Genomic DNA, 21203 nt, shown 5'->3' with positions numbered 1-21203 from the left:
CTAGTTCAGCACCTGCACCGCGGCGCCTTCGCGCAACCGCTGCGCGCCGTCGGTGATCACCTGCTCGCCCGCCTGCAGCCCTTTCTCGACCGCAAACTGCTGCCCCTGCTGCCCCGCGAGGGTCAGACGACGCTGCCCGGCGGTGTGGTCCGGCTTCAGCACCCAGCTGAAAAAGCCCTGCGGATCCTGCTGCACGGCGGCGGCCGGGACCATCACTCGCGACGGCAGTTCCTGCGGACGGAACAGGATCGTCACGCTGCCGCCCGGCAGCAAACGGTGCTGCGGATTGGCAAACTCGGCCCGCACCGCTACGCTGCCGGTGCGGGCGTCGATCCGGTTATCGATAGAGGTCAACACCCCGTCGCGCCGTTTACCATCAACCTCAATCTGCGCCAGCCACGCCTGCTTCAGAGCGTGGATATCGGCGTGCTGGCCGGTTTTGCTGAAAAACGCGGCTTCGTCGAGGGCGAACGAGACCCGCACCGGATCCAACTGCACAATGTCCACCAGCACGCCGCTGGACGAATTGACCAGCGTCCCGACATGAAAGGCGCTATGTCCCACGCGACCGGTCACCGGCGCCGCAATCTGAGTGTAGCTGAGCACAATCTGCTGGGCCTCGACGCGGGCTTTGGCCTGCTGTACGGCAGCGGCGGCGACGTCGCGCTGCATCCGGGCCGTATCGACGTCGTTGCGGCTGATGGAGTGGTTGTTGATAAGCCGCTCGTAGCGAGTGAGCAACTGCTGCGACTGACGTAATGAGGCTTCGGCGCTTTTCAGCTCGGCCTGCGCCAGAGCCAGCGCCGCGCGGGGCTGCGCGTCGTCGAGGGTAAACAGCAGGTCGCCTTCGGTAACATACTGGCCGTCCTGGAAGTGGCGCTGAACAATCACCCCTTCGGTGCGCGCGCGAATGTCGACGGCGCGGATCGCCTCGACCCGCCCGGGGATAGCGCGTTCTTCAGCATGAGGAGCCAGTTCAACCGTGGCGACGCGGACCGGCACCGCCGGCGCGGCGGTCGCCGTCAGGGCGCCGACGACCAGACCGCAGACCAGCAGAGCAAAGCGGAAGGTTTTAATCATAGAGGATCCTTGCGACAGTAACGCGCGCCTGCAGCGAGGCGCGCGAGATTGTTCAGGCCGTTTTGCGGAACCGGCGCGTCAGACGCTTCTCGACTTCCACCACCAGGAACATGGCGACGCCGATGACCAGAGTGACAAACCAGTAGCGCAGCGGCAGCGCTTCCGTACCAAACATGCTCTGCATCAGCGGGACATAGATAATGACCAGCTGCATCAGCAGCAGGACGCCGGTGACCAGCCAGATGCCTTTGTTGCGCAGCAGACCCATGCTCAGGGAGAAGCTGTCGCTGCTGCGGCAGTTGATCATGTAGACCCACTGCGCCGTCACCAGCATCTGCAGCAGCACGGTGCGGATAAACTCCGGACTGTGGCCGCGCGGCGCCAGCCAGGCCTCAAGGATAAAGGCGGCAATCGCGATCATCGACCCGACGAAAGCCACTCGCCACACGGCGAAACCATCCATCACATGCTGGCCGGTTTTACGCGGCGGACGGTTCATCACGTTGCGCTCTGCGGCCTCAAAGGCCAGGCCGAAGGAGAGCGTCGCCGACGTCGCCATGTTCATCCACAGGATCAGCACCGGGGTCAGCGGAATAATGTTCCCCGCCAGCAGGGCGATGATGATCAGCAGCCCCTGCGCCAGGTTGGTCGGCATGATGAAGAGGATGGTCTTCTTCAGGTTGTCATAGACCCGACGGCCCTCTTTTACCGAGCTGGCGATGGTGGCGAAGTTGTCATCGGTCAAAACCATGTCGGCCGCCTCTTTGGTGACTTCGGTGCCTTTGATACCCATGGCGATACCCACGTCGGCCTGGCGCAGCGCCGGCGCGTCGTTAACGCCGTCGCCGGTCATGCCGACCACTTCGCCGTTATCCTGCAGGGCTTTAACCAGGCGCAGCTTATGCTCCGGGCTGGTACGGGCAAAGATGTCGTACTCCACCGCCGCCTTCGCCAGCGCCGCATCGTCCATGTGCTCCAGCTGGTAGCCGGTCATGGCCTGGCTGCTATTGGTGATCCCCAGCATCTGGCCGATGCTCATCGCCGTCTGCGGGTGGTCGCCGGTAATCATTTTCACACGGATGCCGGCGGTCTGGCAGGCGTGGATGGCGTCAATGGCTTCCGGACGCGGGGGATCCATCATCCCGGCGATGCCGAGGAAAATCAGTCCCTCCTGCAGGTCCTCATGGTTGAGGGTGGTGGCATCAAGGCTGGCCGGCTTACAGGCCGCCGCCACCATCCGCAGTCCCTGACGGGCGAAGCGCGCCATCTCCTCTTCCCAGTACTGCGCCTCGAACGGCACCGCGCCGTGGCGGCTCATCTGCTCGCGGCACATGGCGAAGATAACGTCCGGCGCACCGGTGATCAGCACCCGGGCATCGCCATCGATGTGCTGCAGGGTCGACATATATTTGTACTGCGAGTCAAAGGGGATCTTGGCCACCAGACGGGCCTCCACCGCCGGGAGCTGCGCTTTCGCCGCCAGCACTTTAAGCGCCCCTTCGGTCGGCCCGCCGGTGATCCCCCACAGACCGCGCTCATCCTGGGTAAGCTGGCTGTCGTTACACAGGTCGATGGTGCGCAGCCAGGTCTCCAGCACGGTGCCGGGCTGAACCTGCACGGGCTCATCGCTCCCCTCGAGGAAGATCCGCCCCTGCGGCTCGTAGCTGTCGCCTTCCACCCGATAGCAGCAGTCGGCGGTGATGATCGCTTTGACGGTCATTTCGTTCATCGTCAGGGTGCCGGTTTTATCCGAGCAGACCACGGTCATGGCGCCGAGGGTTTCCACGGTCGGCAGCTTACGAATAATCGCCCGCTTGCGCGCCATCGTCTGCACGCCGAGCGACAGAATAATCGAGATGATCGCCGGCAGTCCTTCCGGTACCGCGGCTACCGCCAGGCTAATCAGCGACAGCAGCAGCTCGCCCATCGGGATATCCCGCAGCGCGAGGCTGAAGATAAACAGCGCCACCATCATGGCGAGAATAATGGCGAAAATCGCTTTGCCGAGCTTATCCATCTGCACCAGCAGCGGGGTACGGTGCTTCTCAATACCCGCCATCATCTGGTTGATATGGCCGAGTTCGGTCTGCGCGCCGGTGGCGGTCACCACGCCGACGCCGCCGCCGGCGCTGACGGTGGTCCCGGAGAAGACCATGTTCACCCGGTCGCCCAGCGGCAGATCGCCCTCCAGCGCGTCGGTGATTTTATCCACCACCGTCGACTCGCCGGTGAGGATCGCCTCTTCCACCCGCAGGTTGTGGGTTTCAATCAGGCGCATATCCGCCGGCACGCGGTCGCCGGCGCGCAGGATAACGATATCCCCCGGAACCAGGTCGCGCGTCGGGATAGTCTCATGCTTGCCGTTACGCTGGACGCGGGCATCGCTGGAGAGCATGTTGCGGATCCCCTGCAGCGATTTTTCGGCGTTGCTCTCCTGGATATGGCCGATCAGGGCGTTAATCACCGTCACGCCGAGGATCACCAGGGTATCGACCCAGTGCCCCATGATGGCGGTCAGCGCTGCGGCGGCCAGCAGCACGTAAATCAGTACGTCGTTAAAGTGGGCGAGAAAGCGCAGCCAGCCCGGTTTGCCTTTCTTTTCCGGCAGCGCATTCGGCCCACAGGTATTCAGGCGCTCGGCGGCGTCTGCGGAACTTAACCCAGCGGCCTGGCTTTTGGTCTGCGCCAGCACTGCGTCAACGGTCTGCTGCCAGACCTGCCGTGGCGCGGTGTCGCCCGAGGGCGTCGTAAACTTTGGGTTATTCATCTTGGTCAATTTACATTTTCCTTATAAATTCCGTGAGTCGGAAAGCCTGAAATCATTCCTGGCCAATGAAGTAAAAGAGGGCAAAAATGCCGATAAAAATGTGAACTAATACAAGTCTAAATTTTTCGCAAAATAAAAATTTTGTGATAAGTTAATTCCACAAACCAACTATTACAGAATATTAATAAACCAAAACTAAACGAGGTAAAATATGTTTGGAATCTACCGCGGGCGCCGACTGGCGCTGTACATCGCGCTAGCCATTATCATTGCTACGCTGGTGGGATATAGCACTTACAGTTTTGTAAAAGCGCTGGCATAATAATGACGTTAATTTACACCCGGCTGCAATTAACTTAATTACAAATTATTTCAGATTAATTAACATGAGAGCGAAAGGCAGGCGATAATATTTAAAATAGTCGTGTTATAGCGAGTAAAAAAACAAAGCATATTGCGTTAAGCATTATTTTACCGGACAATATGTTTTTTAACTGATGATTAACATGACATGAAACATCCACTGGAAACGCTGCTCTCCGCCGCCGGGATCTTACTGCTGGCCCTGCTCTCCTGTCTGCTGTTGCCCGCGCCTTCGCTGGGCCTGACGCTGGCGCAAAAGCTGGTTGAGACATTCCATATGATGGATCTCAACCAGCTCTATACGGTGCTGTTTTGTCTGTGGTTCTTAGCGCTGGGCGCCATTGAGTATCTGGTGCTGCGCTGGGTGTGGCGTCGCTGGTTTTCCCTCGAGCGGTAAACCAGGAGAGGCGCGCCTCAGTGGGCGCGACTGTGGTTCTCTTTGCGGTAGGCGCCCGGCGGCTGATTGAAGGTCCGGGTAAAGACGCGGGTAAAAGTCTGTTGCGAATCAAAGCCATACTTGAGGCAGATATCGTAGACCCGCTGATCGGTGTCGCGCAGATCGCGGGCGGCCAGCAGCAGCTTCCTTTCGCGAATATAGCGCCCCAGGCTCTCCCCTTTGTACTGTAAAAACAGCCGTTGCAGATGCCATTTCGAATACCCGGCATGGCGAGCGATATCATCAATACGCAGCGGTTGATGCAGGTTATCATCAATCCACTCGACGATAGTATCAATCACCTGAGCGGAAATCGTCATATGCTCTCTCCTCTGATACTGCACTGGCGCTTAGCGCCACCAGGCGTTAAATGATTGCGTCTTATCGGCGACCCACACCGGCTCGCCCTGCACAGGCGTCAGCAGACGCCAGGCCCTTCCTTCGCTGGCAGCCGCCAGCCGTTGATACGGTTCATCCCAGCTGTGTTTCGCCAAAACGAATCGTCCAGCATGCCCAGGCAGCACCGCGCGAGCGCGCAGGTCGTCGGCAGCCTGAGCCGTTTCATCCGGCATCATGTGGATATATTTCCAGTCCTGGTCATACTGCCCGTTCTCCATGATCGCCAGATCGACCGGACCGAACTCATCGCCTATCGCTTTAAAGTGCGGCCCATACCCGCTGTCGCCGCTGTAATAAATCTTTTGCTGCCGGGTAACGAACAGAAAACTGGCCCACAGCGTCTGGTTACGCTTCAGCCCACGGCCGGAAAAGTGCCGCGCCGGCAGCACGTGGACGGTGAGCTCGTCGCTGGCCGGTACCGCCTGCTGCCAGTCCGCTTCGGTAATCAGCGCCCCGTCCATTCCCCAGTAGCGCAGATGCGATCCGACCCCCAGCGGCGTAATGACCCGCTTAATTTTCGGCAGTAAGGCGCGAATGGTGGCGTAATCCAGATGGTCGTAGTGATCGTGGGAGATGATCAGCAGATCGATCTCCGGCATCCCTTCCGCCCGCCACGGATAGTCGCCGGGGAAGGCTTTATTGATAAAAGAGAACGGCGCCGCGTAATCGCTGAACACCGGGTCGATCAGGATGCGTTTTCCCGCCAGCTGCAGGTACCAGGAGGAGTGGCCGAGCCAGACCATCACATCCTGCCCGAGGGGCAGCGTCGCCAGATCGGTCTTCACCAGCGGCAGCGGTTGCGCGGGACGGGCGTTTTCCCGTTTGGTCATCAGGAAATCCCACCACGCCGCCAGCATATTTTTCTGCCCGGTGAACCCTGGCGTGGGCAACTGGTTATGGAACTGGCCGTCCCGGTAGTGGGGAGACGCTTCCACCTGGCTAAGCTGTGCCCCCTGCGGCGCCTTACCAAAACCGGCATTAAGAACAAACGGCAATGTCGTTGCTGCTGCGAGTAACATGATGGCGACCACGCTGAAAGTGACACGGTTCATATCCTGACCAGACAAAAGCCCCCATCCCGGAGGCTTTATGATATAACTTGATTATGAGTGAGTACGCACTCATTATTAGGAAAGCGATGAAAGTCGTCAAGACGATTTTCAATTTTTGCGTTCCGCCGTTGCAGCGACCTGGTCAGACGTGCCAAGATCGGCGGTTTGTTTAAACCTGCGTGAGGAAAAAAGTAGTGGCTCGTCCAAAGAGTGAAGATAAAAAGCAAGCGTTACTGGAAGCTGCCACCGCGGCTTTCGCCCAGTCCGGCATAGCCGCCTCGACGTCGGCCATCGCCCGCAGCGCCGGTGTGGCCGAGGGAACGCTGTTTCGCTATTTCGCCACCAAGGATGAGTTGCTCAACGAGCTGTACCTCGCGATTAAGCTGCGCCTGGTGCGCACAATGATCGCCGGGCTGGATCCGGACGAGAAGCGCCCGAAAGAGAACGCGCGCAATATCTGGAACAGCTATATCGACTGGGGCGTGCGCAACCCGATGGAGCACAAAGCGATCCGCCGGATGGCGCTCAGCGAGCGCATCACCGACGAAACCCGCCGCCAGGTAAAAGAGAGCTTTCCGGAGCTCAACGAAATGTGCCAGCTGTCGGTGAAAGAGATATTCCTCAGCGAGGCGTACCGCGCCTTTGGCGACGCCCTGTTTCTGTCGCTGGCGGAAACCACCATCGAATTCGCCAGCCACGATCCGCAGCGCGCCCGGGAGATTATCGCCCTCGGCTTTGAAGCCATGTGGCACGCCCTGCATGAGGCGGACGCATAATGACGCCGGAAACACTGCATCCCTGCGCTCACCGTATCGCCCTGACCTACCCGTTTACCGAACACTGCTGGCCCTTTGGGCCAGAGTACGACGTGTTTAAGGTCGACGGCCGCATCTTTATGATCACCATGACTATTCGCGGGCGGGCGCTGGTCAATCTCAAGGCCGAGCCGCAGAAGTCGCTGCTGAATCAGCAAATTTATCGCAGTATCGAACCCGGCTACCATATGAACAAGAAACACTGGATCACGGTGGTGCCAGGAGAGGATATTAGCGAGGATCTGCTGGCCGAGCTGATTGACGATTCGTGGCATCAGGTGGTGAACAAGCTGAGTAAAAAGGCCCAGCAGCGCCTGCGTCCGCGCTGATTTTCAGCCAAATGCGATAAGTGTTATCGCATTTTTCACCCTTATCATTTTGCGATCTTCGCTGTACTCTTCCTCTCCTGAACGCACCGGTAAGGTGCTGTAAACTGTGAGGAAGAGTTATGGATATCGTATCGGTCGCTTTGAAGCGCTATTCCACCAAGGCCTTTGACGCCACGAAAAAGCTGACTGCCGGGGAAGCGGAACAGCTGAAAACGCTGCTGCAGTACAGCCCGTCTAGCACCAACTCCCAGCCGTGGCACTTTATTGTCGCCAGCACCGATGAAGGGAAAGCTCGCGTGGCGAAAGCCGCCAGCGGCACCTACGTGTTCAACGAACGTAAAATTCTCGACGCCTCGCACGTGGTGGTGTTCTGCGCGAAAACCGCGATGGACGACGCCTGGCTGCAGCGCGTGGTGGATCAGGAAGAGGCCGATGGCCGTTTTGCCACCCCGGACGCAAAAGCCGCTAACCACAAGGGTCGCACCTTCTTTGCCGATATGCACCGCAAAGAGCTGAAAGATGACGATCAGTGGATGGCGAAACAGGTGTATCTCAACGTCGGCAATTTCCTGCTGGGCGTAGCGGCGATGGGTCTCGACGCCGTGCCGATTGAAGGGGTCGATTTTGCGATCCTCGATGAGGAATTTGACCTGAAAGCCCAGGGCTACACCAGCCTGGTGGTAGTCCCGGTCGGCCACCATAGCGTAGAAGATTTCAACGCTACCCTGCCGAAGTCGCGTCTGCCGCAGTCGACGACCATTACCGAGATTTAATTCCCTTCTGCCGGGAACGCCCGGGCCATGGCGCAGCAGCGTCTCGCCCGGGACTTTCTTCACCCACTCTTTCCCCCTCTTTTCTGCCGTTTGTGCCAAGTTTCTGGCGCTCATAATCCTGCTTGTGCCAGGAATAACGACTTTAGTGTGAACCAGACGATTTAATTAATTGATAAATAATACTTTTCATTTCTGGCACGCCCTTTGCTCTTAACAGATACCGCTATCTGGATGAAGGAGAAACCGGGTGAAACATATCTATGTGGCCAGCCACGGCCATTTTGCTCGCGGACTGGTGAACAGTTTGTCGCTGCTGATTGGCGACGAACACGGCGTTATCCCGGTCTGCGCCTATGACGAAGATATCGTGACCACCGAACAGCTGGAGCAAACCCTGGAGCATCTCATCGTCCAGGCGAATGGTGATGAAGTGGTGATCTTCACCGACCTGCTTGGCGGCAGTATCAACAATAGCGCCGTGAGCGTCTTGATGCGACATCGCAACGTTTTCGTGGTCGCCGGCATCAATCTGACTCTGCTGCTGGAGTTTCTGCTGTGCGAAGAAGCCACTACCGAGGCCGCGATTATCTACGCCACCAGCGCGGCGCGTGAATCCATTGTTTTCATCAATCCTCTAATAACACAACCATCCTCTGACCCACAGGGAGAATCTCATGATTAAACTCGTGCGCATTGATTATCGGCTGCTGCACGGCCAGGTGGTTTTTGCCTGGACCCGAGCGCTGGATATCGACCATATCATCGTCGCCAACGCCAAAGCCGCGGCGGATGCCTTCATTACGATGTCGCTTAACCTGGCAAAGCCAGCGGGCGTCACGCTGGACATCGCCACCGTTGAACAGGCGGCGGAAAAGCTTAACAGCGGCAAGTTGGATCATAAAAAAGTCATGGTGGTCCTGGGCAATACTGCGGAAACCCTCGCGCTAGTGGAAAAAGTCCCGGGAATTAGCGCAATTAATTACGGCGGTCTGCCACAGAAGGAAGGGGCAAGACAATTCGGCAAGGCCATCTATCTGACCGAAGAGGAAATCGCCCATAGCAGAGCGCTAAAAGAAAAAGGTATTCGGCTGGAGATGCGTCAGGTACCCGCCCACTCGGCTGAACTCCTTAACGACCAACTTTAACTTCGGAGGTCACTATGTTGCTCACCGCAACGTTACTCGGACTGATCGCTGCCCTGGGGATACTTGATGGTCGCCTGCTTGGGGTATCAATGATCGATCGACCGCTGGTGATGTGCGCCCTCACCGGTCTGGTCTGCGGTAATTTACATGAGGGGATTCTGATTGGCGCTACGCTGGAGCTTATTTTCCTCGGCAACGTCGCCATCGGCGCCGCGCACCCGCCAGATATCGTGACCGGCTCCGTATTGGCCACCGCGTTTTCGATCATGTCCGGTCGTGGTCCAGAGGCTGCGCTCACCATCGCCATCCCTGTCTCAATGCTGGCGCAGACGCTGGGAATCCTGGTGCGCGTGGTGAACGCCCGCTTTGGTCATCTGGCGGACCGCTATGCGGCACAAGGTAATACCCGAATGGTCGGCCTGATGCACCTCGCCGGTCCGACGCTACTCTATTTTTTAAACGGATTTCTACCGGTATTTTTTGCCATTCTGCTTGGTTCTTCGGCGGTAAGCTGGTTCCTGGAGGCCATTCCGCCGGTGATAACCAATGGATTGATCGTCGCCAGTAAGATCCTGCCAGCGCTCGGCTTCGCCCTGCTGATCAGCATGATGCTCAGCAGCAAACTGATGCCGTACCTCGGTCTGGGATTTCTGATAGCGGCATATACCAAACTGGATATCATCGCCATCGCGCTGTTCGCTGTGGTGTTGGCATTTATCATCAGCCAGTTCCTTAATCTTAAGCAGCAGGAGAGCTAATCATGAGCGAAATGACGCAAACTGTGACTGGCGCTACCCAGCCGCAAAGCGATGATGCAAGCCGCATCACCGCCCGCGATTTACGCAGCGTGTTCTGGCGCTCCTTTACGCTACAGGGCTCTTGGAACTACGAGCGCCAGCAGCATATGGGCTATGCCTTCGCAATGTCGCCAGCCCTGAAGCGCATCTATCAGGACCCAACGGAGCTGGGGCGCGCCCTGCAGCGTCATCTGGTGCTGTTTAACACCACGCCCCATCTCTCGACCTTTATCTTCGGCCTGTCGATTGCCATGGAAGAAGAGAACCAGCGTAACCCCGAATTTAATGAGGAGTCGATAAACGCGATTAAAACCAGCCTGATGGGGCCGCTGGCGGGCATCGGCGACTCCATATTCTGGGGATCATTAAAGGTTATCGCCGCCGGGATGGGTATCTATTTCGCCCAGCAGGGCAGCCTGCTGGGACCGATACTGGCGCTGTTAGTTTATAACCTGCCGCATCTTTTGTGCCGCTGGTATGGCCTGAAGCTCGGCTACCGGGCGGGTACGACCTGGCTGATGAGAATTTACCAAAGCGGCCTTATGGACCGGGTGACCTATATCGCATCAATTGTTGGCCTCATGGTCGTCGGCGCGATGACCGCCAGCATGATAGATATCACCACCCCGCTCAGCTTTACCGCCGGGCAGACCACCATGAAGGCGCAGGAGTTTATTGACAAAATACTTCCTTCGCTGCTGCCGCTGCTTTTCACCCTTGGGATGTACAAGTTGATCCGCAAGGGAGTCAATATTAACTGGATCCTGCTAGGAACCGTCGCGTTTGGCATGGCGGCCAGCGCGCTAGGCCTGCTTTAAGAAGAGGAATATCACCCATGCACGTAGAAGACTATATGAATGAAACACCCGCCTGTCTGCTCGCTATGCTGACGCAGACGCGGGAAGATCTCTGGCAGGCGGCAAAAGCGCTAACGGAGCGCGGCGTCACGCGTATTATCCTGACCGGCTCCGGTACCTCTTATCACGGCGCGCTGACCGCCCGCTCGTTTATGCAGCAGTGGTGCGGGCTACCCGTTGATGTCTACTGGCCTTTTCTGCTGGATGATTCGGCGCTGACCCTCAGCGACAAAGCGCTGGTCATCGGTATTTCTCAGGGAGGCGGCAGCCTCTCTACCCTCGCCGCAATGGAACGCGCCCGGGCAGCCGGGCATCTTACCGCTTCCATGGCCGGGGAAGCGCCAGCCGTTATCGACCGGGCGGCAGATTTGGTCTTAACAGTACCCTGTGGAGAAGAGCGGGCTGGCGCCAAAACCAAAGGGTATCACTGCACCATACTTAATCTGATGCTGCTGGGGCTTGCTGTCGCCAGTCGCCAGCGGCGCCTGAGCGATGAGGAGCGCAAGGCGCTACTCATCCGCATGGATACCACGTTTAATCATTTGCCGACGCTCATTGAGGCCTCGCAGGCGTGGGTTCTCAATCATGCCCGACCGCTTATCGACAGCGCGGACATTCGCCTGACCGGTCCGGCAAGGCTGTTTGGCACCGTTCAGGAAGGTGCGCTAAAGATGCTTGAAACGCTACGCTGTCCGGTTGCCGGTTACGAATTTGAGGAGTTCATCCACGGGATCTATAACGCCTTCGACGAGCGCTCTACCCTGATCATGCTCGATCCGTTTCCCGATGAGCGTCAGGATCGCCTGGCGGAAATACTTGGCGGCTGGACTCAGCATATTTATCGCATTGGTCCACAAGTCGAAAATAACGGCAAAAATATGCCCTTCGCATTTATTAACGATCCCGACTTTGCGGTCTTTGAATATATTATTCCGTTACAAATGGTTTGTGCCCGACTGCCGCCAGTGAAGGGCATCGATCCCGCAATACCGAAGGATCCGCAGTTCCACCAGAAAATGAAAAGTAAACAACTCAATTAATTGACGCATAGTAAAAGTTATCCGCTATTCAGCGGAGGACCCGTTACATCCCAAGGAGACCAATATGTCTATAGCTCATCAAAACGCACATACTATTATTCGCGATATTTTATCTAAGCAGCACATTGAGCGCGTATGGTTTGTTGGCTGCGGTGGTTCATTAACCGGTTTCTGGCCGGGGAAATATTTTCTCGATTGTGAAGCTAAAAAGCTGGCCGTCGGCTATGTTACCAGTAATGAATTTGTCCATGCGACGCCGAACGCGTTAGGTAAAAACAGCGTAGTGATCCTCGCCTCGCAGCAGGGCAACACCGCTGAAACGGTGGAAGCCGCCCGCATCGCGCGTCAGAAAGGCGCCGCCACTATTGGACTGGTATATACCCCCGGCACGCCGCTGTGCGAACACAGCGATTACACTATTGAATACTGCTGGGCGCGCTATCCCGAAACCGTCGATCCGACGCAGCAAAAAGCGGCATACAGCCTGTGGCTGGCGCTGGAAGTACTTGCACAAACTGAGGGATACGCCCATTACGATGAGATGGTCAGCGCCTTTGCCAGTTTTGAATCCGTGGTACGCGGCGCTCAGCAGCAGGTTCAGGCGGATGCGCGCCATTTTGCCGAAGCCTGGAAGACCGAAAAGGTCATCTACATGATGGGCAGCGGCCCCTCATTCGGCGCCGCGCATCAGGAATCCATCTGTATTCTGTTGGAGATGCAGTGGATTAACTCCGCCAGCATCCACAGCGGCGAGTATTTCCACGGCCCCTTTGAGATTACCGAAACGGGAACGCCGTTTATTTTATTAAAAAGCAGCGGCCGCACCCGCCCGCTGGATGATCGCGCGATCCGCTTTATCGAACGTTACCAGGGAAAACTGCAGATTATTGACGTGGAAAAGGTGGGAATCGACGCACTGCACGCCAGCGTGCGCGAATATTTCTGCGGCCTGCTGCACAACTGCGTACTGGATGTTTACAACCTGGCGCTGGCCACCGCTCGCAACCACCCGCTGACCACCCGCCGCTATATGTGGAAAGTCGAATATTGATTCGCTAACCGCCTGCCAGCCCCGGCGTAATTCTCCGGGGCTGCGTTGAGGATTACCAGCTAAAATCTTCAATACGTAATTCAAAAATATCGTGAATATAGCCAATTTCCGCTACCGGTAGCGCCACGTTATAGAGTATTTTCAGGCGCTGGAACGAGTGATTCACCATGGCAATAAATTCACCATGCTGGCGGGTAAATTGCTCAAGATCTTTATAATGGCTAATTTCATTACGCATTACCAGACGCTCAATCATACAGCTGAGATGCACATATAAACTGATAATTAAGTTATTATTAAAATGAAAACCAAGCGTATTTTGCCACTCAGCGATAATGGTTTCGATATGGCCCATGGTTTTTCCAGCATTCAGTATCGTCAGAGAGTTGACAACGTTATGCAGTGAAAACTCACGAACCATATTTTTATTAATCAGCGCAATTTGCTTTTCATTAAGATAGCCGCTTAAGAGCTGACTCAGATGTCGATGCCCCTGCTCGCCAAGTAGTTCCTCAATGCCAACCCAGGGCACTCCGGCCAGCTGCGGGTCGTGGGTACCCACGACCGCAATAACTTCATACTGGTGGAGCAACGATACCGCTGTACGACTGTTTTTTAAGCGCGTATACTCGCAGGCGATGATGTTAATATCAAAATCGTTGAGCAGGCTCTTCTCCATCAGATTTTTAAATTTAAATGCGGTACCGATACCTGTAATACAGGTCACCAGCAGCACACGCTCTTTTTTTTCTGCGGGCCAGAACACATCCCAACGCGACTGATTAAGCGGCACGATCTCTTCGGCGATTTGTTCGATGTTTTTTCCCAACGCGATCTCGCTGGCAACGTTCAGCGCCATGCGGGTCGTGACGTTATCCACCACTACCAGCGGGCCGTTAATCACCGACAAAAGCGCATCGGCAATCTCCTTGGTGTAGCCCATATCAATAAGCACCATCACACCCGCACGCGTGTCCGTATGCTGGAGATAATCAACCACGGCGCGACTGACATCGTTAAACGCCACCTCCATCGGCATATCCATGGCCTGGTAGATCTTCTCGCCAATCAGGCGGTTGGCAACGCCGGCAATGCTGCTGGCGGTCGAATAACCGTGGGCGATTATCAGCGCTTTCACTTTTCCGCCGCTGGTCGCATCGATAGCATTACTGACAATGGCGGTAATCGCCAGACGGTCAAGCGTATCGATGAGCAGATCGTATTTATTATTGACGACATCCAGTAGTTTCTCCGCGATGCGTTGCGCCAGCCCCGCCGAGGAGTCCAGCCAGCGCTGCATCACCAGACGCACGGGCTCAGCAACGCTGCGCGGCGCCAGAGGGAGGCTGGTGAGGTAGCGGCCGGTAAGATAAGCGAATTCGACATTTAGCTGAAGGTCATAATTGACAGCGATTGCTTTGCCCACATCTTCAATAAAGCGCAGCCGTTTGTCCTGCAGAGAGACCGTACTCTCCTGATTCATCAGCGCATCAAGATAGAGCGTCACGTTCTGATAAATAAGCTTTTCAAAGGTCCGCACGCTAATATTATCCTGAGCCAACTCCTCGCACAGGCTACAAATATTTTCCGTTAGCCGTTGGTATTCATGGTGACGACCAGAAAAAAGAGGCTGCGCGTCGCCATCGCGGTAAATCATAACCCGCTCGCTATTTTGCTGAAGGGTAAAAGGCGCATCCGCCAGTAATCGGTCGGGCAGCAAACCCGCTTTTATATGTAAAAGACCGCTATCACGTTCGCCAAATGTCCAGGCGCTGGCGCAAATATTGCGAATCAAATTTTCCAGCCCACCGACATTTCCTTCAAGCGTTTCACGCATTAGCTGGCTGACGATTTCGCCATCCAGCTCCAGATCGTGGTTCAAACGCTGGGCTTCACGGCGGAAAAAGTGGTGGATAAACGCCAGCCGCTCGAATTGGCCGCGTTCAGCGATCGGCAGAATTTTTACAATCACCGGAATACGGCGAATAAAGGTCGCCAGGAAGTGTTTTTCCAGATCCTCGGTTGAAGCAAAAATTAGCCGCACCGTGGCGCTGCGCTCGTCGGCGCTCTCCCCCAGCCGGCGCCAGCTACCGTTATCCATAAAATGAAACAACTTTTCCTGGCCTTCGGGCGGCAGCCGATGAACCTCATCGATAAACAACACCCCGCCGTTGCTGGTCTCGATAAGACCAGGAACGGCCTTATCGGCGCCGGTAAAGGCCCCCTTCGCATGACCAAATAACTTCGAGGTCAGTAGTTCTGGATTATTCGCGTACTCGGCGCAGTTAAATACGGTAAAAGGCGCATCGGCAGGTAAAATACCTTCATCTATTGCGTAGTGCCAGAGCTGGCGAGCTAGAAAACTTTTCCCGGTGCCAGTAGGGCCCCGCAGCAGCAGCGGCAGACCTGCGCCAGGGTAGCTGATGGCAGCCTTGCACTGGCGCAATGCTTCCTGCAGGCTGCCCTGCGCGCCAATCAGCTGCGCCAGACTATCCTGACGATCCGCGCACAGCGCCTGAATGGAGGCGTATTCGCCGTGCCGAACCGCCAGGCGGTGATGATCGCGCAGAACGGTAACGGGTAAAAACAGCACCGGGCGACCGTTCACTTTGACCACCCGCTGCTCGCGATGGAGATTATTCAGATGATGGCTGATGATGCTGCGTTTTTGCTTCAAGCTATCGGCGATGGCCATAGCGTTAAACTCGCCCAGCGCTTCCGCCGTCAGCGCTCGCCCGGCGATCCGTTGTTCTAGTTGGCGAAAAATCGACTCCTTATTCATCTCGCTCCCCTGTCAAAAGCGTAAAATTCGCTTATACGACAATTCGCGCAGGACGTCGCTGCCGCCAGCCACACTTCTTTAAAAACGCTTAATTTTTCATGGCTTAACGTTCCCCGCATGCCAGATGCGCTCGGCATAGCGGCCAATCACCGCCAGCGAGACGGCAAGGATCAGGAAAAACAGCACCTTGTGCATCCCGTTCCAGAAAAACTCAAAGAAACGGGTATAGAGATTGATCGCCAGGAAGGTTAGTCCGAAGCCGCGCAGCATTCCGTCATCGGTTTTCAGGCTGATAAAAATGCAGACGCCGGCCGCTACGGCAAACAGCAGCCCCCACGGCAGGAGTCGCGCCTGGCTCACCTGGTACCAGCTGTCTGCGTCGTAATTGCCGAAAATCGACATGATCCACAGCGCAATAAACAGGTACGTGAGGCCCATCGCCTTGCTGACGGTAAACAGCTGCCGCTGGCGAAGCAGGGATTGCGCGCCGTAGCAGAGCGCCAGCAGCGCGCCGCCGAACAGGACGAAGCGAATCGGGTAGTTCATGCCCAGCCAGTAGGCGCCCCACCCCGAGACGTAGCCGGTTTCCGCGCCGAACCAGTTGCCCAGCGCCAGCAGAAAAAAGAGCCACACCAGCCCGGAGCGGGCAATATAGCCGATGGCGCCGTAAATCACGCATCCGGCCAGAAACAGCGGTGCGATATGGCCGCTGCCGTTATCCAGCCGTTCGCCAAGCTGCCATAGCGCCACGGCGGTAAAGACGACGCCCAGAAACAAAATCGCCTCGGTGCTGTAGTGCCACTGCGTCTCCCGCCGCTGGCGACGAAACCCCCAGCCGTAGCAGGCGACTGCCAGCAGCGCAGGCAGCAGGATCCGCATCAGCGCCGAGTGGCTGAACAGGCTCAGCAGCCACGCCACCAGCTCGCTGTCGGCGAACAGACTGCCCAGGGAAATCAGCACGCAGGCCAGCGCGGTCCAGAAGGCATAGCGGCTCAGGCGCCGCCAGTCGAAGGGGGAGACGCGCATCGTTTGCGCCAGCCGCTGGCTGTCCGAGGGGGTTAACTCCCCGCTGGCCTGCCAGGCATTCAGCGCGCGCTGAATAATGCGCTGCTCTTTTCGGGTTACGTTCATAGGCATTCCTTGAGACTGATGACAAACCTGTTTTCGCTAATATGCTCGCCTTTCTGCCGGGCAGCGGCTGTCGCCCTCCCCGGCCTAATTAACCATTTATATATCAGATTGTTACTCCTTACCGTAAGCCCGCGTAAGCGCAGCGCCGCCGAGCATGATATCAGGCACGGAGCCGCTTTATTGCCGGGTGGCGGCTGGCGCCTTACCCGGCCTACGGTCCGTAGCAGCCAGCCGTTAACTTACCCACTTGTGCGACTGAAACTGCCGGTGTTGCGGCCTCAACATCGCTGAGACGTTCCCGGCAGGCCGGGGCAGCCCGCATGGATGCGGGCTGAGGGCCGTGTTTTGCATGGACGCTACCTCGGCCCGACCCGAAGCCTGCAGGGATAAGTCGAAGGGACCGCGCAGCGGCGATGTTGCTGGCCGGAGCCCGGGGGTACAGGGGGCGGCGGCGACTGGCGCCCCCTGTGCGCTCCCTGCGCCATGAGTGACATAACGCAGAAGGCGTATCGGGAGCGCAATGTGTGCTGAAGTCGTAGATCACATACAGGACTTCCCGACAGTGCTTTCCCTCCCCTACTCCCGGAGGGAAAGGGAACCGTCCAGCAGCGCCGGCCGGGCAATACCCGAAGATGGCACATTGCCAGCCATCTGATTCCTTGTGATTAATGTTGGTCCAGCCACGCCAGCGCCTGCTCGCCCGCCTCGTCCATCGGCAGGTAGACCAGCAGGCGCGAGCCGTTGCGCGGCGCCGAATACCAGTACATCTGCTGCAGGCTGAATCGCCCGAGCTGCGGGTGGTTAAAATGTTTAATCTGGTTTTCCACGCCGCGCACCTCGTAGCGCTGATGCCACAGCGCTTCAAACTCCGACGAGGCGGCGAAAAAGCGCGCCAGTTTGTTTTCCCACGCCGGATCGCCGCGGTGCTCGGCCATCGCGGCGCGGAAATAGGAGACGAAGGTCGGCAGCACATCGCGATTTTCGATCCGGCTGCGCCAGGTCTCATGGGTCAGATAGAGATAAATGCAGTTGCGATCTTCTTCCGGGAGGGTGGCGAAATCGATGCCCATCAGGCGGCAGAAGCTGTCGTTCCACGCCACAATATCAAAGTTCGGTTTCTGAATGCTGGCCGGCTGCGGCATCAGGCTGTCCAGCATCCGGCGGGTCCCTGGGCTGATGCCTTCGCACACCGTCACCTGGGTGGCTTCCGGCGGGGACAGCCCGGCGAGCACGAACAGATGCCGGGTCTCCAGCGGACTGCACTGCAGGGCATTCGCCACCCCCACCAGCACCGCCTCCGACGGATTCACCTCCCGCCCCTGCTCCAGCCAGGTGTACCAGGTAACGCCGACGTCGGCGAGCATCGCCACCTCTTCCCGGCGCAGACCCGGCGTGCGCCGGCGGCCCACCCGGGGCAACCCCAGGCGCTGCGGATCGAGGCTTTCACGGCGGGCGCGCAGAAAGGCCCCCAGCTGTTTGCGTCGATCGTCCGGCACGGCGATCGTCGACTCCCGTTGCGGCATCGTGGTCATCACCCCTCCAGCATAGTAGTGCCAATACCAGTATAGACAGGAACTGGTACCCGTTTAATTTATCGGTAATGCTACGTCGGTCTGCTGAATGACGCAATGGAGAATCCCATGAATACGTCTGCTGTTTCACCCGGCCGCGCCGGTCTGTTGCTGCTGCTGAGCGGCCAGATGCTGCCGCTTATTGATACCTCGATCACCAATGTGGCGCTGGACGCCATCACCCACACCCTGGCGGCCAGCGCCACGCAGCTGGAGCTTATCGTCGCGCTGTACGGCGTCGCCTTTGCCGTCTGCCTGGCGATGGGCAGTAAGCTTGGCGATAACTATGGCCGCCGGCGCCTGTTTATGTGGGGCGTCGCCCTCTTTGGCATCGCTTCCCTGCTGTGCGGGATAGCGAACAACATTGGCGCCCTGCTGGCGGCCCGCACCCTGCAGGGCGCCGGGGCGGCGCTGATTGTGCCGCAGATCCTCGCGACCCTGCACGTCACCCTCAAAGGCCCCGCCCACGCCCGGGCCATCAGCCTGTATGGCGGGATCGGCGGGATCGCCTTTATCGTCGGTCAGATGGGCGGCGGCTGGCTGGTGTCGGCGGACATCGCCGGGCTGGGCTGGCGCAACGCCTTTTTTATCAATGTGCCGATCTGCCTGCTGGTGCTGGCTCTGAGCCGCCGCTATGTGCCGGAAACCCGTCGCGAGACGCCGTCGCGGATTGACTGGCAGGGTACGCTGTACCTCGCGCTGATCCTCTGCTGCCTGCTGTTCCCGATGGCCCTCGGTCCGGAGCTGCACTGGCCGCTGTGGCTGCAGCTGATGCTGGTGGCGGTCCTGCCGCTGCTGTTCGCCATGCGTCAGAGCGCCCTGCGCCAGCAGCAGCGTGGCGACCATCCTCTGCTGCCGCCGCGTCTGCTGCAGTTGACCAGCATCCGCTTCGGGATGGCCATCGCCCTGCTGTTTTTCAGCGCCTGGTCCGGCTTTATGTTCTGCATGGCGCTGACCATGCAGGAGGGGCTGGGGATGGCGCCGTGGCAGTCCGGCAATAGCTTTATCGCCCTCGGCGTGGCCTATTTTATTTCGGCGCTGTATGCCCCGCGGCTTATCGCCCGCTACAGCATGGGGCGGATCCTGCTGACCGGTCTGGCGGTGCAGATCGCCGGTCTCCTGCTGCTGTGCGCCACCTTCTCCCGCTTCGGCGTCGCCACCAACGCCCTGACGCTGGTTCCCGCCACGGCGCTGATCGGCTATGGCCAGGCGCTGATCGTCAACAGCTTTTATCGGATTGGTATGCGCGATATCAGCGCCAGCGACGCCGGGGCCGGGAGCGCAATCCTCAGCACCCTGCAGCAGGCGACCCTCGGTCTCGGACCGGCTATCCTTGGTTCGCTGTTCCTGGCGCTGGCCCGTCGCGGCGGCGGCAACTATCCGCAGGCGCTGATTGATTTTCTGCTGGTCGAGGTGGCCATGATGCTGTTGCTGGGGGCGATAGCGCTGTGGCTACGCCATCATCTCAACCGACAGCCGGCGACGGTGGCCTCGTAATACCGGCGGCGGTAATTTGCATAATAGCTATCCAGCGGTCATCATACCCGCTGGATATTCAGGAGACGTTATGCAGGAATTAATATCGCAAATTGCCGCCTTAGGAATCGAAATAACCCCCACCCGCTCGCTGATGATTATCTTCGGCATTATCTTGTTCACCGCCGTGGTCGTGCATCTGATATTGCACAAAGTGGTCCTGCGCGCATTTGAAAAACGGGCGCTGGCCAGCAGCCATCTGTGGCTGCAAATAATCACGCAGAATAAACTCTTTCACCGACTGGCCTTTACCCTGCAGGGGATCATCGTCAACGTCCAGGCGGTGCTGTGGCTGCAAAAAGGCAGCGAGGCCGCGGAAATATTAACCACCGTGGCCCAGCTATGGGTGATGATATATGCCATGCTGTCCTTCTTCTCGCTGCTGGATGTCATTTTAAAGCTGGCGCAGAAATTTCCCGCCGCCTCACAGCTGCCGCTGAAGGGCATATTCCAGGGAATTAAGCTGGTGACGGCGATTATTATCGGCATTCTGATTATTTCGCTACTGATAGGTCAGTCACCGGCGATCCTGATTAGCGGGCTCGGCGCCATGGCCGCGGTGCTGATGCTGGTGTTTAAAGATCCGATCCTCGGTCTGGTGGCCGGTATCCAGCTCTCTGCCAATGATATGCTCAAGCTTGGCGACTGGCTGGAGATGCCGAAGTACGGCGCCGACGGGGCGGTGATCGATATCGGCCTCACCACGGTCAAGGTGCGCAACTGGGACAATACCATCACCACCATTCCGACCTGGTCGCTGGTCTCTGACTCGTTTAAAAACTGGAGCGGCATGTCGGCCTCCGGCGGCCGCCGCATCAAACGCAGCCTTAACATCGACACCACCAGCATTCATTTTCTTGATGAACAGGAGCAGCAGCGCCTGATCCGGGCGAAGTTACTCAAACCCTATATGGATTCACGCCACGAGGAGATTAGCGCCTGGAACCAGCAGTACGCCGGGGAGCAATCGATCCTCAACGAGCGGCGGATGACCAATGTCGGCACCTTCCGCGCCTATCTGCAGGAGTATTTACGCCATCATCCGCGCATCCGCCAGGATATGACCCTGATGGTGCGCCAGCTGGCGCCGGATGCCAACGGCTTGCCGATCGAGATCTACTGCTTCACCAACACCGTGGTATGGGCGGAATATGAGGGGATCCAGGCGGATATTTTCGACCATGTCTTCGCTGTGGTGGATGAGTTTGGCTTACGCATTCATCAAACGCCCACCGGCAACGATATTCGCGCGCTGACCGGCGCCTTCTCCCGCTGATCC

The 21203-nt window shown here is 57.7% G+C and carries 19 protein-coding genes; 12 read left to right on the top strand and 7 right to left on the bottom strand.

Features of this window, described 5'->3' with window-relative positions:
- Both RRF55_RS16685 and RRF55_RS16680 read right to left on the bottom strand, forming a co-directional pair.
- Positions 1-1080 (bottom strand): efflux RND transporter periplasmic adaptor subunit, encoded by a 1080-nt coding sequence (locus RRF55_RS16685; RefSeq protein ID WP_064153156.1) that lies wholly within the window; start codon positions 1078-1080, stop codon positions 1-3.
- Positions 1081-1132: 52 nt separating this feature from the next.
- Entirely contained in the window at positions 1133-3856 is a 2724-nt protein-coding gene (locus RRF55_RS16680) for a cation-transporting P-type ATPase (RefSeq protein ID WP_032419261.1), read from the bottom strand.
- 502 nt (positions 3857-4358) lie between these two features.
- Between RRF55_RS16680 and RRF55_RS16675 the strand changes: the two genes are divergently transcribed.
- Positions 4359-4607 (top strand): DUF1158 domain-containing protein, encoded by a 249-nt coding sequence (locus RRF55_RS16675; protein WP_002893037.1) that lies wholly within the window; start codon positions 4359-4361, stop codon positions 4605-4607.
- Positions 4608-4624: 17 nt separating this feature from the next.
- On the opposite strand, the gene RRF55_RS16670 is transcribed toward RRF55_RS16675, so the two are convergent.
- Together RRF55_RS16670 and RRF55_RS16665 are read right to left on the bottom strand one after the other, a co-directional pair.
- A complete protein-coding gene (locus RRF55_RS16670; RefSeq protein WP_002893035.1) occupies positions 4625-4966 on the bottom strand; it encodes a RamA family antibiotic efflux transcriptional regulator in 342 nt (113 codons plus the stop codon).
- A 30-nt stretch (positions 4967-4996) separates the two neighbouring features.
- Positions 4997-6112: an MBL fold metallo-hydrolase gene (locus RRF55_RS16665; RefSeq protein WP_012737592.1), complete on the bottom strand. Its 1116-nt coding sequence runs from the start codon at positions 6110-6112 to the stop codon at positions 4997-4999.
- Positions 6113-6291: 179 nt separating this feature from the next.
- Between RRF55_RS16665 and RRF55_RS16660 the strand changes: the two genes are divergently transcribed.
- The 9 genes from RRF55_RS16660 to RRF55_RS16620 all read left to right on the top strand — a co-directional run bounded on the left by RRF55_RS16660 (position 6292) and on the right by RRF55_RS16620 (position 12904).
- Positions 6292-6873 (top strand): TetR/AcrR family transcriptional regulator, encoded by a 582-nt coding sequence (locus RRF55_RS16660; RefSeq protein WP_004176968.1) that lies wholly within the window; start codon positions 6292-6294, stop codon positions 6871-6873.
- Positions 6873-7241, top strand: a complete 369-nt coding sequence (locus tag RRF55_RS16655) for an MmcQ/YjbR family DNA-binding protein (RefSeq protein ID WP_004142557.1) — start codon at positions 6873-6875, stop codon at positions 7239-7241. Before RRF55_RS16660 ends, RRF55_RS16655 begins: the two co-directional genes overlap by 1 nt.
- Before the next feature lie 119 nt (positions 7242-7360).
- The gene (gene nfsB / locus RRF55_RS16650; RefSeq protein WP_004178896.1) at positions 7361-8014 is read left to right on the top strand and encodes an oxygen-insensitive NAD(P)H nitroreductase; all 654 of its coding nucleotides are present in this window, start codon (positions 7361-7363) and stop codon (positions 8012-8014) included.
- 247 nt (positions 8015-8261) lie between these two features.
- Positions 8262-8696: a PTS sugar transporter subunit IIA gene (locus RRF55_RS16645; protein ID WP_002893017.1), complete on the top strand. Its 435-nt coding sequence runs from the start codon at positions 8262-8264 to the stop codon at positions 8694-8696.
- Positions 8689-9159 carry a PTS sugar transporter subunit IIB gene (locus RRF55_RS16640; protein WP_004176974.1) on the top strand — a complete coding sequence of 157 codons (471 nt, stop codon included), beginning with the start codon at positions 8689-8691 and terminating at the stop codon, positions 9157-9159. Before RRF55_RS16645 ends, RRF55_RS16640 begins: the two co-directional genes overlap by 8 nt.
- 14 nt (positions 9160-9173) lie before the next feature.
- Complete coding sequence (locus RRF55_RS16635; RefSeq protein WP_004183295.1) at positions 9174-9917, top strand: PTS mannose/fructose/sorbose/N-acetylgalactosamine transporter subunit IIC; 744 nt, start codon at positions 9174-9176, stop codon at positions 9915-9917.
- Positions 9918-9919: 2 nt separating this feature from the next.
- Positions 9920-10774 (top strand): PTS system mannose/fructose/sorbose family transporter subunit IID, encoded by an 855-nt coding sequence (locus RRF55_RS16630; RefSeq protein WP_004176976.1) that lies wholly within the window; start codon positions 9920-9922, stop codon positions 10772-10774.
- A gap of 17 nt (positions 10775-10791) precedes the next feature.
- A complete protein-coding gene (locus RRF55_RS16625; RefSeq protein ID WP_004183293.1) occupies positions 10792-11853 on the top strand; it encodes an SIS domain-containing protein in 1062 nt (353 codons plus the stop codon).
- A gap of 64 nt (positions 11854-11917) precedes the next feature.
- The gene (locus RRF55_RS16620; protein ID WP_004147471.1) at positions 11918-12904 is read left to right on the top strand and encodes an SIS domain-containing protein; all 987 of its coding nucleotides are present in this window, start codon (positions 11918-11920) and stop codon (positions 12902-12904) included.
- A gap of 52 nt (positions 12905-12956) precedes the next feature.
- On the opposite strand, the gene RRF55_RS16615 is transcribed toward RRF55_RS16620, so the two are convergent.
- The 3 genes from RRF55_RS16615 to RRF55_RS16605 form a co-directional block, all read right to left on the bottom strand.
- Complete coding sequence (locus RRF55_RS16615) at positions 12957-15686, bottom strand: sigma 54-interacting transcriptional regulator (protein WP_004147470.1); 2730 nt, start codon at positions 15684-15686, stop codon at positions 12957-12959.
- Between the two features lie 96 nt (positions 15687-15782).
- The gene (locus RRF55_RS16610) at positions 15783-16817 is read right to left on the bottom strand and encodes a DUF2157 domain-containing protein (RefSeq protein WP_004183291.1); all 1035 of its coding nucleotides are present in this window, start codon (positions 16815-16817) and stop codon (positions 15783-15785) included.
- 665 nt (positions 16818-17482) lie between these two features.
- Positions 17483-18349: a helix-turn-helix transcriptional regulator gene (locus RRF55_RS16605; protein WP_130974944.1), complete on the bottom strand. Its 867-nt coding sequence runs from the start codon at positions 18347-18349 to the stop codon at positions 17483-17485.
- Positions 18350-18457: 108 nt separating this feature from the next.
- Between RRF55_RS16605 and RRF55_RS16600 the strand changes: the two genes are divergently transcribed.
- Together RRF55_RS16600 and RRF55_RS16595 are read left to right on the top strand one after the other, a co-directional pair.
- On the top strand, positions 18458-19885 hold the full coding sequence (locus tag RRF55_RS16600) for an MFS transporter (protein ID WP_064148261.1): 1428 nt from the start codon (positions 18458-18460) through the stop codon (positions 19883-19885).
- Positions 19886-19955: 70 nt separating this feature from the next.
- Positions 19956-21200 carry a mechanosensitive ion channel family protein gene (locus RRF55_RS16595; RefSeq protein WP_004142570.1) on the top strand — a complete coding sequence of 415 codons (1245 nt, stop codon included), beginning with the start codon at positions 19956-19958 and terminating at the stop codon, positions 21198-21200.
- Positions 21201-21203: the final 3 nt, after the last annotated feature.

It is taken from the genome of Klebsiella sp. K47 (assembly GCF_051858335.1).
Lineage (GTDB): Bacteria > Pseudomonadota > Gammaproteobacteria > Enterobacterales > Enterobacteriaceae > Klebsiella > Klebsiella pneumoniae.
Note: the sequence above shows the minus strand (reverse complement) of the source record. Positions and strands in the feature narration are given on the sequence as shown.

Bases quoted from the DNA above. Each gene is read 5' to 3' on its own strand.
- RRF55_RS16670 (WP_002893035.1), bottom strand. From the start codon at position 4,966: ATGACGATTTCCGCTCAGGTGATTGATACTATCGTCGAGTGGATTGAT.
- RRF55_RS16655 (WP_004142557.1), top strand. From the start codon at position 6,873: ATGACGCCGGAAACACTGCATCCCTGCGCTCACCGTATCGCCCTGACC.
- RRF55_RS16610 (WP_004183291.1), bottom strand. From the start codon at position 16,817: ATGAACGTAACCCGAAAAGAGCAGCGCATTATTCAGCGCGCGCTGAAT.
- RRF55_RS16605 (WP_130974944.1), bottom strand. From the start codon at position 18,349: ATGACCACGATGCCGCAACGGGAGTCGACGATCGCCGTGCCGGACGAT.
- RRF55_RS16685 (WP_064153156.1), bottom strand. From the start codon at position 1,080: ATGATTAAAACCTTCCGCTTTGCTCTGCTGGTCTGCGGTCTGGTCGTC.
- RRF55_RS16625 (WP_004183293.1), top strand. From the start codon at position 10,792: ATGCACGTAGAAGACTATATGAATGAAACACCCGCCTGTCTGCTCGCT.
- RRF55_RS16595 (WP_004142570.1), top strand. From the start codon at position 19,956: ATGCAGGAATTAATATCGCAAATTGCCGCCTTAGGAATCGAAATAACC.
- RRF55_RS16620 (WP_004147471.1), top strand. From the start codon at position 11,918: ATGTCTATAGCTCATCAAAACGCACATACTATTATTCGCGATATTTTA.
- RRF55_RS16635 (WP_004183295.1), top strand. From the start codon at position 9,174: ATGTTGCTCACCGCAACGTTACTCGGACTGATCGCTGCCCTGGGGATA.
- RRF55_RS16630 (WP_004176976.1), top strand. From the start codon at position 9,920: ATGAGCGAAATGACGCAAACTGTGACTGGCGCTACCCAGCCGCAAAGC.
- RRF55_RS16600 (WP_064148261.1), top strand. From the start codon at position 18,458: ATGAATACGTCTGCTGTTTCACCCGGCCGCGCCGGTCTGTTGCTGCTG.
- nfsB (WP_004178896.1), top strand. From the start codon at position 7,361: ATGGATATCGTATCGGTCGCTTTGAAGCGCTATTCCACCAAGGCCTTT.
- RRF55_RS16675 (WP_002893037.1), top strand. From the start codon at position 4,359: ATGAAACATCCACTGGAAACGCTGCTCTCCGCCGCCGGGATCTTACTG.
- RRF55_RS16640 (WP_004176974.1), top strand. From the start codon at position 8,689: ATGATTAAACTCGTGCGCATTGATTATCGGCTGCTGCACGGCCAGGTG.
- RRF55_RS16615 (WP_004147470.1), bottom strand. From the start codon at position 15,686: ATGAATAAGGAGTCGATTTTTCGCCAACTAGAACAACGGATCGCCGGG.